The following is a 12373-nucleotide window of genomic DNA, read 5'->3' as shown; positions in this document are numbered from 1 at the left end:
CGGACTACTCAATGTTAATATCTTCTGCTGTTTTTCCGGGGGAAAACTTATGGATGCGAATCACCAAGATCGGATTCGAGAATTCAGCGGTAATTCTGCGTGAGCAAATCGAAAAGGGGAAAGGGATTTTTCTCTGTGTGGGTAGTTTATCTTCTTTTTTATCAAGAAATGGCTTATGGGTATCGTCAACGATGATCGATAGCTCATTATCACTTAGGCATACTTTAATATCTTTCACATCATGATCTTCCAAAACCGCCTCCACCATATACTCATCGTCACTTTCGTATATATCAATTGAAAAAAGTTGATGATCCAACGCACAAGTTTCCGGATCCAGAAAAAAACTTTTTACCCATTCATCAAACTTTTCAACCTCATTCATTTGCGATCCATGTTGATTGTCTTGCATGTTGATACCCCCGGTTTTCCTTTGAGGTATTATATGTTGGGGCATGAGGAATGGTGAATGAAAAAGTGAAATTGATGATGATAATAAGTTCTCCGAAAACGTGGTTGAAAAAAAGGAAAAAGCACCCAATGCAAAGGAACGATGGGTATGTGGGTATAAAAGAGAATCAAAAAGTAGAAGGAATTCAATAAAAAAGTGATGACCAATTTTAATTGAGTTGGTGATTTTTTTATAAACAATCAAGTTGATCGATCATGCTATTAAAGTTAATACAACTACAAATGTCATATTAAATGTATTTTTTATATAATTTACCAAAAATAATTGCGATTCTGAAGATACTCGATCTGTTTCCTCTTAAGCAATCTATGTTATAAATTCAGCAGAAACGTATATTTCAGTTGAAACTTAGTTTATTATGGATTCACTAGATATATAGTTAGAATGTAATGATAATGGCAAAAAAATCAACGAGATCCTTCCTGTAAATAGTAATCTAGTGATTCGCGTCGTAACTTTTAGGGGAATTTTGCTTTGAAAAAAGGATTACACAAATTAGTCCTGACTAATTTGTGTAATCCTTTTACATCTTTTCAATAAACACGCCTTATATTCAGTAGCAGCTACAAGATTTTGATAGAATGCTTTTATTCTTGTGTATGTACATTCTGCGTATATTTGTGTTGCAGTGAAATGGAAGATATTTGTTTCAATCAAGCTCTTATAAGGACTTTTTTTCTATATCGGCAATGCCCCGGTTAATGTATAAACAACTAGGTATATAAGTATGATGGGCCAAGCATAAATTACATACTTTATTTGAAAGTCTATAAAGTTTGTCTCCGTAGAATCAACTAACATATATAGAGCTGGAATAACTGGTGAAATTAGACGGAATGCTTGTCCCACCATGGAAGCTACAGCTGCTTCGCTAGCAGAAATTCCATATTGGCCCATAACATCTGACATAACGCCGGCAATCCCAAAATAGAAAGCATCTTGCGGTAAAAATGTAATTGCAGGTGCTGCAATTAATGCGTAGATTGGTGCCATATTTGAGCCTAGTGATTCTGGGATCATAGCTGTAATAGATGTTGCTAAAGCGGTTGACATCCCGCTACCTGTTAAAACGCCAGAGAAAACCCCGGCAGCCAAAGTTGCCAAAGCTGGTGCTAAAGCATCTGCCGCTAAGTCATCAATTCGTTTATTAATAAGACTTGTAGACTTATAGTTTACCGTAAGGGCAATTGCTGCACCTATACCAAATAAAACACCGCCATGTGCAACATCCATCACCAGCATAACTAAAATAGCAAGCGTTAAAATCAAATTAAAAGCATATAGTTTAGGTCGCTTTAATTCAGGATCTTTTAGACGAATAGCGTTTAACATACTTTCCAATTGCTCTGGAGAAATATCTTTAGCTGTCTTAGGATCAAAGTTTAAGCGTTTTCTTTCTTTTATTCCGATAAAATAAGCCATAAAAATTGCAAATACTTCAGCAACTAGCATTCCTGGCAATAAATCTTTAAACAATTCGCTAATACTTACACCCATTGCCGTGCTTGCAGCAATTGTTGGGCCTCCCCATGGTAACTGATTAAAAATTCCAATAGGGGTAACGATAATTACTGCTAAATAAATTAGCTTAATATTCATTTGTTTATAAAGTTGAAGGAAAGCAGCAACACAAATGATAATGGTTGTAGTAGTATCACCATTCATAGTGACTACTGTCGCAGTTAAAACGGTTGCCATTGTAACTTTCAATGGGTCCCCTTTTGCTTTTTTTATAAAGAATTCACATAAAGGGTCAAACAAACCGACATTAAGCATTAAACCAAAATACAACACCGCAAATAAGATAACGATAGCAGGTGAAATAACCCCAGTAGAAACCTTTCCTGTTTCTTCATCTACACTAAATAAAATACCTTCTTTAATCCATTCAAACAGATCCAAAAAGGAAGCGCCCGTTACAAAGGTTGCAATTGCTCCAAAGACAAATGGAATAATTGTTAATGCCCCGAAAACAGATAATTTATTTTTTGAGAGAAGTACAATGAATACAATGATCATTAATAATGCTAGGAATGTTAACATACAAACCAGCTCCTGTATAAAGTATGAACCTAAGTTTTTTGTAATTTTAAATAGTTAAGTATATGACTACGAAATTAAGCTTTGAATATATTTATCTTTTATCCAGAACCTTATCATAAGGGCCAACTTTAAATGAGGTTCTAGGTTCTTTTTCATTTATTTGATGAAACTAACTCGCTAGCAATGGAAGCGTATACAAAAATGTTCATCACATATGATAATACGAAAAAACAAATTGTGGATGTAGGAGAATACATTGGTAGGGCAATGTTATTAAACGTTCTCTTTTTTTACTTACACCCCCATTTCTTTAATCTTTGAGTGACAGGACTTTTTTCTAAAATCTAAGTTCTCCAGATTAAGAATGATTACAAATGGAAATTTTGTTTAAAAGCGCAACCAATAATATCACTCTTGTATTTCTAAATTTGATTGTATGTTAATGTATACGTTAATGTCAACTTAATTTTTGAATATTCAACCTTTTTAATATGAGATTTATAAAATAATGTAGAAAATACATAATGTAGTGAAGAAGTTACGTTTTTACCCGGAAATTAATTTTAATAATATGAAATAAAACCATTGACTTTAATGTATACGTTATTTAATAATTAGCTCATAAGATATTTACATTACTCTGGTTCACATGCAAGAGATGTGAATAGTGGTAGGAGAGCTAGTAATGAAGGAAAAATCTTTTTTTGCATCTATCCCTGATGAAGAAATTTGATTCCTCCCTTTAAGGTTGTGGGTATATCGAAAATGGGCATATGGTGGATGCTAAGGGATTTAGAAAAGCTTTACTTAGCAATTGATATAGCTGAAGCCGGAGTTTTGATGTCGGAATATTCTTACATTGATCTTTGAAGACAGTTACCAATTTTCTTCTCTTTCTACACAAAATATTAAAGATAAAAAAAGGAGAGTTATTATGAGTGCTATTATGGAAAAGTTACAGCAAAAAGAAAAGATGACTGATTTGATGGCAAGGTTTGTCTCCCTTGTCAGCTACAAACTTCCCGATGATGTGGAAAATAAACTGAAAGAACTAAGTGAAGAGGAAGATAATAAGCTTGCAAAAATCATTTACAAAACCATGTTTGATAATCAAAAGCTGGCTTATGAGTTAAAGAGACCTTCATGTCAGGATACAGGTGTTCTCCAGTTTTTTGTTAAGTGCGGACAGAACTTCCCCCTGATTGGACAGTTAGATAGTATTCTGAGGGATAGTGTGTATAAGTCAACTCAAGAAACTCCATTGCGACACAATTCTGTAGAAACATTTGATGAGTACAATACAGGAAAGAACATCGGTGACGGTTCACCAAGCATCTTCTGGGAAATTGCAGAAGACAGTGATAAAGTGGAAATCTATACTTATATGGCAGGAGGAGGTTGTACCCTTCCTGGAGTGGCGACGGTTTTAATGCCGGGTGAAGGCTATGAAGGTGTGGTAAAGTTTGTTCTCGATCGGATGACTAGTTATGGAATTAATGCCTGTCCTCCACTTCTTGTTGGTGTGGGCGTCGGTACTTCTGTAGAAACAGCAGCTATGAACTCTAAAAAAGCTCTTATGAGACCTGTTGGAAGTCGTAATGAAAATGAAAATGCTGCTAAGATGGAAAAGCTTCTTGAAGATGGAATTAACGCTATTGGCCTTGGACCTCAGGGGCTTAAGGGATCTAAATCTGTCATGGGTGTAAATGTTGTGAATACGGCAAGGCATCCTTCTACTATTGGTGTGGCAATTAATACAGGGTGCTGGTCCCATAGAAGAGGAAAGATCACCTTTGACAGTAATTTGAACTATGAAATTAGTACTCACGAGGGGGTAACACTATGAGTAAAAAAGTATTAACCACACCTATAAAAGATGAGGATCTTAAGGACATAAGAATTGGAGACATTATCTACCTATCAGGTACACTGGTTACTTGCAGAGATGTTGCCCACAGGAGACTTATAGAAGAGAAGATCCCTTTACCTGTAGATCTTAAGGGCAAAGCCATATTTCACGCAGGTCCCATTGTTAGAGACCTTGGAAAGGAACAGTACGAAATTGTTTCTATTGGTCCAACAACGAGTATGAGAATGGAAAAATTCGAAAAGGAATTTATAGAAGAAACAGGTGTTAAACTTATTGTTGGAAAAGGTGGAATGGGGAAGAATACTGAAGAAGGATGCAAGAATAATAAAGCGCTGCATCTCGTCTATCCAGCCGGAAATGCAGTTTATGCGGCAACAAAGGTTGAACAGATCAGAGAAGTACACTGGAAAGACCTTGGGATGCCAGAATCTCTTTGGGTATGTGAAGTGAATGAGTTCGGTCCTCTTATCGTTTCCATTGATACAGAAGGAAATAACATCTTTGAAGAAAATAAGGTGGAGTTCAATAAAAAGAAGGAAGAACAATATGAGTTAATCAGTAAACAAGTGAGATTCATCAAGTAAGTTATGGAGTAAGAATCTATCATTAATAAATTAAGGCTGTAGAGATTTCACAGAAATCAACTACAGCCTTTTTTAATATTATGGAATTTCCATAATGGGTTAGTTTATGATGATAAACCAAATATCAAAACTGATTTATCAATATTAAGTACGACTGTCTAAATCATGGAAAAGTCTCGTTATTTCCCGTTTCTTCCGGTAATGAAGGCATAGATTGAAGAGCATCTAGAATTTCGTTACGCGCTCTATAGCGATGAGATTGCAACATAGTTCTTACAGCTTCAGGCTCGCCTGCTCGCATGACTGCTAAAATCGCCTTATGTTCAGTCACTGATCGTGTTGGCTTTGGTCGAAGCCCAATTGTGTATAAGCGTGCGCGATAGAGTTGGTCAGACTGACTATCAACAATACCTCTTAGGCGTGGGTTTTGAGCTAGATCAACAATATAATTATGAAATTGATCATCGAGTTCTGTCCATGCAAGTAGATCGTTTAGTTCTAGTGCCTTTTCTTGTTCTTCAATCAGATGTTCAAGTTGGTTTAACTCTTGGTGAGTAGCACGACCGGTAGCGAGTCTGCCAGCAACACCATCGAGCGCTTCCACCACTTCATAAATCTGTTGAAGATCATCTGCTATAAGTGGTGCAACAATAAAACCACGACGCGGTATGAGCCGTACCCAGCCTTCCGTTTCCAAACGGACAAGTGATTCACGTACAGGTGTCCTGCTCATGCCCAGGATTTCTGCCATCTCCCTCTCTAGTACAGTCTGTCCAGGCGGCAATTGAAGGTGGCGAATCGCATGTCGAACAGCTAGATAAGCACGTTGTGGCAATCGTGACTCTCCATTTACATCTAAATTAGATAAAAATGAACGAACAGCTAGAGAAAGGTCAGACTGATCTAGTCTTTTAACATTAGAATCAGGTGTTTGAGGTGTTTTTTGATTATTCATTTCCTTATCACTCATCCCGACAAATTTCAAATTTTATGTAATACATAACCAAATAATGTTGAGTAGGTTATGGTTAACAAGGTTATATTATGACTTTACAAGTAAATCATAACAGAAAAACAATCACTCTCTCAATTGGTAAAATTGAAAAACAGATAATCTTGGTAAAGGTCATAAGTGATGATTATCTTATTATTCACAAAAAAACACTCTATATCCAGAGGATTTGAGGGGGCTTTCGTTAAACAACGGGGTTGCTGCGGCAGCCCCTTTTCTTAATCGACACATAGTTTATATGAATTGTTCATCAAACAAACGCTAAGAGAGATACTAAAAAGTGAAAGAACGAGATATTAGGTCTTAACAGGATGGTCCGATCGATTGAACCAGTTATGTGGCTTGGGTGAATCTTGGATTCAGCGCTGGAAAAATCAGTCTGCGAATGCGCCTACGCTAAAAAATCCTGGAATGGAGATTGAGCTCTTTATTTAATACACTCGTAAGCCAAGTTTCATTAAATATTACACTTGCCCATCCTTAGCTGGATGGGCTTTTCAAATTTCTTTATACACCATGATAAACTCAAAATCATGATTTGTGAGTAGATGTAATCTATAATATGGAAAAAACCTACTTTTTAAAATCGTTAGAAAACCAATCGGAGTTTGTTTGAAATTCAAAAATGAATTATGGGCATTTCGATGAATCCTCTACAGAAAGGCATTATTTGTGTATAAAATTCATAAATGAATTGAGTTGTACGTAAAATCTTGCTGTTTTACTCCTTTATAGGACTTGGCATGCAAGTTGCATAATCATATAAGTATAAAATAAACATGCACGATATGAAATTCGTTTATGTGTGGAGGGATAATGGTGCGAAAAACGATAAATAAACCATGGGAGCAATGGTATGTTGAAAGTATGAAATCTATGAAGCTACCGGAAATATCCGTCTATTCACTGCTTGATATAACAGCAAGTAAGTTTCCACACCATACAGCCATCATTTATGAAGACCAGTCAATGGATTATAAGAATTTAAAATTGCAGGTAGACAAACTTGCTGGTAAATGGAGGGAAATGGGCTTTGTTAAAGGTGAACGAATTGGTCTGATGATGGCCAACCATCCTTATTTCATTATCAGTTATTACGCTGCCCAGGCACTAGGCCTGTTGGTTGTACAAATTAATCCCATGTATAAACCGCGGGAACTATTGCAAATTTTAATAGACTCAAATACAAAGAATATCGTATTTGACAATACGGCCGCAGTTACAATCGAAGAAACGAAAGCGATATTTGAATTTGATGTTTGCATTGATACGGAAAAAGATCAAAACGGCTCTTATTCCCTTCAAACGATGATTAAGACCGGTGACCCCATTAAGAAGCCCGTAATGATAAGCCCGCATGAAGATACTGCAGTCATCCAATATACTGGCGGCACCACTGGGAAAATGAAGGGTGTCATGCTCACTCACCATAATTTAACCTCCAATGTCGTGCAGAGCTTTGAAATGTATGGGGATTCCTTGAAACCTGGCGAAGAAATCGTTTTGGCAGCTACGCCCCTTTATCATGTTTATGCCATGACAAGTGCAATGAATCTAGGTATCTATATTGGAGCTGCCATCCTCTTATTTCCTAAATTCGAACTTGAAGAAGTACTTGCAAAAATAAAAAAGCATCGTCCGACATTCTTTCCAGGAGTTCCAAAAATGTATAATGCATTTGTCAATCATCCTGGAATTGAAAACTATGGACTGAATTGTTTAAAAAGTTGTTCTTGTGGATCGGCGCCCCTGCCAGTTGAAGTAATTAAGCGATTCGAGGAGCTGACCGGTGCCAAAATCGGAGAGGGTTTCGGTTTGTCGGAGGCCTCACCATCCACTCATCGTAATCCGCCTTTCGGAAAAAGGAAAATAGGAAGCATTGGCATCCCTTTTCCAGGCACTGACTGTATGATCATTGACGATGAAAATAATGAAGTGCCTAACACATGCGTTGGGGAGTTGCTCATAAAAGGTCCGCAAATCATGAAGGGTTATTGGAATAACGAAGCCGAAACCAAAAAGGCCTTACAGAATGACTGGCTATATACTGGCGATCTTGCTGTGATGGATGACGAAGGTTATTTCTATATCGTCGGCAGGAAAAAAGAAATGATCATCGTCGGCGGATTCAATATTTACCCGCAGGAGGTAGAAGGGGTTCTGTATGAACATCCGGCAGTTAAAGAGGCAGCTGTGGTGGGCATCCCCCATAAAGAAAAAGGCGAAATAGTAAAAGCATTCATCGTACCTAAAGAAAGCGCTTCCGTGGATCTTGAAGAAATAGAAGGATATTGTTATTCCCAATTGACGCCTTATAAGGTACCAAAAGTATTTGAATTGAGACAAGAACTTCCGCGAAATACAGTGGGAAAACTTTTAAAAAGATTGTTAGTTAAAGAGGAATTAGAAAAGGAGTGAAAGAGGGGGAATGTGGTTCCAACATATAAGTTGAAGCTTACGTTGGAAGGCATGCCAGATTGTGAACAAAAATAATGAAGAGGAGGGATTCATATGCGTTGGGTTGTTCTCATTCTATTATTCTTTGGAGCCGTCATCAATTTTGCAGATAAATCGATCGTAGGTCTCGCAGCTGTTCCCATCATGAAGGAATTCGATCTTACCTATGCGGAGTGGGGTCTTGTTGGAAGCAGTTATTATTGGCTCTACCCAGTAACAGGGATTTTTGGGGCAGCATGGGCCGATCGGCTGGGGGCTAAAAAGGTACTGGGATTCATCATGCTGACATGGACCGTTTTGCAATTTGGGGTCTTAGCCATCACCGCTCTTCCATTATTAATTCTATACAGGATTTTGCTGGGAGCATTCGAAGGGCCTTATAGCCCGATTGCTTACAGTCATGCCGATAAGTGGTTTCCGCCGAAACTGAAAGGCTTTGCCAATTCGGTGGTGGTTGGCGGAGGGACCGTTGGTGCGATGATCGTGGCACCGATCCTCGTTTCCTTAATTACGATATTCGGCTGGAAGGTTGCCTTTGCAGCACTTGGTGCAGCAAGCCTTGTTTGGTTCTTCCTCTTTCAATTTTTAACAAAGGAAAATCCAGTTGAAGTATATGAAAACGTACAAAAGAAAAAGAAACAAAAACTTGAAAAAATAAAAGTGAAAGACTTTTTGCTGCTACTGGCCTCACCTACTGCTTTGTTTACTACACTAGCTTATTTTTCAACATATATTTTAGTTGTTTGGTTTTCAGTTTGGCTCCCGATTTATTTAGTGGAAGCCGTAAAAATGACTCCAGGTCAAATGGGAACAAGTGTTGCGATAATCGGAATCGTTTCCGTATGTATTTATATGGGTGTTTCGATGGCGTCCGATCATTTATTCAAGAAGAATCAGAATTGGCGATCATCAAGGGTATTCGTCGTCGCGGGCGCCATGATTCTTGGTGCATTGTTCTTTTCCTCAATCATGGTATTTCAAAATCCAATCTGGGTGATAGTCGCCATGTGTTTAGCAAAGGGCCTTACATATGCCATTTTACCGATCGGACCAACGATCATGATCAATGAAATGCAGGAGCGGGGGGGATTGATGACAAGCATCTTAACATCATCAGGAAATCTAGCGGGAATTGTTGCACCTCTATTAACTGGCTATATCATAAGTCTAGCTGGAGGAAATCAACTATTGGGTTATAATCTATCGATATTGTTCATGGCCATCCTTGTCCTGGCTTTTGGCATCCTGTTTGCCATATTCGTTAAACCGGCCGGGAAACTTAAAAATAAAAGTTCTGATAATTTTGACCTTAAGTCCTCATAAGCAGGGTCGAACCTGCTTACATTCAATGAAACTAGTGAAGAGAAGGAATGCCTTCAAATAATGGAGTGAATAAAAGGAAAAGGAGCGGATGGGACATGAATAGAGAAGCCGTCATAGTTTCTGCAGTTCGAACAGCAATTGGAAAGCAGGGAGGTGCACTTGCATCTGTTCCTGCCCATGTATTTGGAGCAGAAGTGATGAAAGAAGCCTTGAAACGAGCGAATGTCGAACCTCGAATGATAGATGATGTAATCATGGGGAATGTGTTAAGCGGGGGTGGAAACATTGCCAGGTTAACTGCTCTGGAAACTGGCCTCTCAATTCATCTTCCGGGACTGACTGTCGATCGTCAATGCGGCTCGGGAATAAATGCTGTCAACTTGGCTGCACAAGCGATCCGGGCTGGCGAAGGAGATGTCTATATCGCCGGTGGGGTCGAGAGCATGAGCAGGGCGCCATACTTGATGGATCGTCCGGAAAAAGCATACAGTGCAAAGCCGCCACAGTTCAGAAAGTCACGGTTGTCCCCGAAGGTGATCGGCGATCCCCCGATGGGAATCACTGCTGAAAACTTAGCGGAAAAATATGAGGTCAGCAGGGAAGAACAAGATGAATTCGCTCTACAAAGCCAAAAAAATATGGCCAGAGCCGTGGAAGAGGGCCGTTTCAATGAGCAAATTGCGCCTATTTACATTCCCGTCAGAAAAGGTGACGATATTGAATTTAAATTGGATGAACATCCACGACCGCAAATAACGAAAGAAGGGCTAGCCAAATTATCGCCTGCGTTTTTAGAAGGCGGGTCCGTGACTGCAGGCAATAGTTCGGGATTGAATGATGCAGCATCAGCATTGGTCATCATGTCGAGGGAAAAAGCGGTGGAATTGGGGATTAAGCCTTTAGCGACGATCAGGGCACAGGCCGTTGCAGGGGTAGATCCAAATTATATGGGAATAGGACCTGTTCCCGCTATAAGAAAGGTAATGGAGAAATTAGGGCTTTCCTTAAATGAAATGGACATCATTGAAATTAATGAAGCATTCGCCGCTCAAGTCATTGCTTGCAATCGGGAGCTTGATATGAATCCCGCCAGAGTGAATGTGAATGGGGGAGCCATAGCACATGGACACCCACTAGGTGCGACGGGTGCCATCCTCATTACGAAAGCGGTTTATGAATTGAAGCGTTCTGCCGGAAGGTTTGCTCTTATTACGGCTTGCATTGGAGGCGGACAGGGAATTGCTACGATAATTGAACGTGAAGCTTGATTTTGTAAGTGTGTTTAGCAGAATACATTGAATTCCGTTAAATGGTTAGATGACACAGCATTCAGCTCTTCTATATGCCCTATTAAGAAAACTTGTACAATGGCTGCTATACATGAACAGACCTAAGGAGGAATAAACTCATGACAATCACTTTAACCAAGGAAATGCAGCAAATGAAGGAAATGATCCGTAATTTTGTTGAAAGGGAAGTGGAGCCCTACGCCTTACAAATTGAAGAAGAAGATGCCATCCCTGAGCATTTGGTGGAAAAAGCAAAAGACCTTGGCTTATTCGGGATAAGCATTCCCGAACAATACGGTGGTATTGGCTTAAATTCGGTGGGAAAAGCTACCGTATTAGAGCAGTTAGGAAGGACACATAATGGTTTTGTTTCTTTAATAAGCGCTCACACCGGGATTGGAAGTACAGGTCTTGTTAAGCTTGCATCCGAACATTTGAAAAATAAATACTTGCCAGAAATGGCAGCAGGCACTAAAATTGGTGCCTTTGCTTTATCTGAACCAGGAGCGGGATCGGATGCAACCAATTTGGCAACAAGTGCAGAAAAGAAGGGTGATTACTGGGTGATGAACGGGACGAAACATTTCATCACGAATGGGCCGATTGCTGATGTGTATACAGTATTCGCTCTAACGGATAAAGATAAAGGGGCAAAGGGGGGGATTACCGCTTTTTTAGTAGAAAGAGATTTTCCCGGTTTGACTGTCGGCAAAAAGGACAAAAAAATGGGGTTGAGGGGATCATATACCTCACAGGTCATTTTCGAGGATTGTATCATACCTGAAGAAAATGTTATCGGCGAAGTCGGAATGGGATATATCTCTGCCCTGAAAATTTTAGGTGAAGGGCGTGTAGGTTTGGCTGCAAGAGCAGTGGGGTCAAGCGGTAAATTGATTGAATTATCAGCCAAATATGCAAAAGAGCGCATTCAATTCGGTAAACCAATCGCAGACAACCAAGCGATCCAATGGATGCTTGCTGATATGGCAACCGAAACGGAAGCCGCAAGGGCATTGACGATGATGGCGGCACAAAAGATTGATGAAGGAAAAAAAGTGATCAAGGAAGCATCAATGGCAAAATTGTTCGCTTCAGACGTTTTTAATCGGGTGGCGGATAAAGCGGTTCAAATTCATGGCGGAATGGGATATATGGCCGAATATCCAGTTGAACGTTTTTATCGGGATGCCCGCATAACGAAGATATATGAAGGAACGAATGAAATCCAACGTTTAATCATTGCTAGGAATGTCTTGGAAGAGTGTTAAGTGTTTACTGTTTTTTTCGGGCAGGTTCTCTTTTGCCCAGGTATCCGGATTTTAA

General features: G+C 39.2%; 10 protein-coding genes. 7 read left to right on the top strand and 3 right to left on the bottom strand.

Annotation, left to right across the window (positions count from 1 at the left end; all coding sequences use genetic code 11):
* Positions 1-4: 4 nt before the first annotated feature.
* On the bottom strand, positions 5-412 hold the full coding sequence (locus tag ACQKMF_RS10165; protein WP_101221663.1) for an Hsp20/alpha crystallin family protein: 408 nt from the start codon (positions 410-412) through the stop codon (positions 5-7).
* A gap of 50 nt (positions 413-462) precedes the next feature.
* Here ACQKMF_RS10165 and ACQKMF_RS10160 point away from each other — a divergent pair, with 50 nt between their 5' ends.
* Positions 463-603, top strand: coding sequence for a hypothetical protein (locus tag ACQKMF_RS10160; RefSeq protein ID WP_402942132.1), 141 nt, complete (start codon positions 463-465; stop codon positions 601-603).
* Between the two features lie 547 nt (positions 604-1150).
* On the opposite strand, the gene ACQKMF_RS10155 is transcribed toward ACQKMF_RS10160, so the two are convergent.
* The gene (locus ACQKMF_RS10155; protein ID WP_402942134.1) at positions 1151-2515 is read right to left on the bottom strand and encodes a citrate:proton symporter; all 1365 of its coding nucleotides are present in this window, start codon (positions 2513-2515) and stop codon (positions 1151-1153) included.
* Positions 2516-3449: 934 nt separating this feature from the next.
* On the opposite strand from ACQKMF_RS10155, the gene ttdA reads away from it, so the two are divergent.
* Both ttdA and ttdB read left to right on the top strand, forming a co-directional pair.
* A complete protein-coding gene (gene ttdA, locus ACQKMF_RS10150; protein WP_402942136.1) occupies positions 3450-4361 on the top strand; it encodes a L(+)-tartrate dehydratase subunit alpha in 912 nt (303 codons plus the stop codon).
* Positions 4358-4969, top strand: a complete 612-nt coding sequence (gene ttdB / locus ACQKMF_RS10145; RefSeq protein WP_133345379.1) for a L(+)-tartrate dehydratase subunit beta — start codon at positions 4358-4360, stop codon at positions 4967-4969. The genes ttdA and ttdB overlap by 4 nt, the downstream gene beginning before the upstream one ends.
* Before the next feature lie 163 nt (positions 4970-5132).
* Here ttdB and ACQKMF_RS10140 read toward each other — a convergent pair whose 3' ends face one another.
* Entirely contained in the window at positions 5133-5924 is a 792-nt protein-coding gene (locus ACQKMF_RS10140; protein ID WP_402942139.1) for a GntR family transcriptional regulator, read from the bottom strand.
* Positions 5925-6800: 876 nt separating this feature from the next.
* On the opposite strand from ACQKMF_RS10140, the gene ACQKMF_RS10135 reads away from it, so the two are divergent.
* The 4 genes from ACQKMF_RS10135 (at position 6801) to ACQKMF_RS10120 (ending at position 12318) form a co-directional block, all read left to right on the top strand.
* Entirely contained in the window at positions 6801-8399 is a 1599-nt protein-coding gene (locus ACQKMF_RS10135) for a long-chain-fatty-acid--CoA ligase (protein WP_427572895.1), read from the top strand.
* Positions 8400-8492: 93 nt separating this feature from the next.
* Positions 8493-9761 carry an MFS transporter gene (locus ACQKMF_RS10130; RefSeq protein WP_101221668.1) on the top strand — a complete coding sequence of 423 codons (1269 nt, stop codon included), beginning with the start codon at positions 8493-8495 and terminating at the stop codon, positions 9759-9761.
* 95 nt (positions 9762-9856) lie between these two features.
* Positions 9857-11029 (top strand): thiolase family protein, encoded by a 1173-nt coding sequence (locus ACQKMF_RS10125; RefSeq protein WP_427572893.1) that lies wholly within the window; start codon positions 9857-9859, stop codon positions 11027-11029.
* A 140-nt stretch (positions 11030-11169) separates the two neighbouring features.
* Entirely contained in the window at positions 11170-12318 is a 1149-nt protein-coding gene (locus ACQKMF_RS10120; RefSeq protein WP_230176518.1) for an acyl-CoA dehydrogenase family protein, read from the top strand.
* Positions 12319-12373: the final 55 nt, after the last annotated feature.

Source organism: Peribacillus sp. NPDC101480, from assembly GCF_050277335.1.
Classification (GTDB): Bacteria; Bacillota; Bacilli; order Bacillales; family DSM-1321; genus Peribacillus.
Note: the sequence above shows the minus strand (reverse complement) of the source record. Positions and strands in the feature narration are given on the sequence as shown.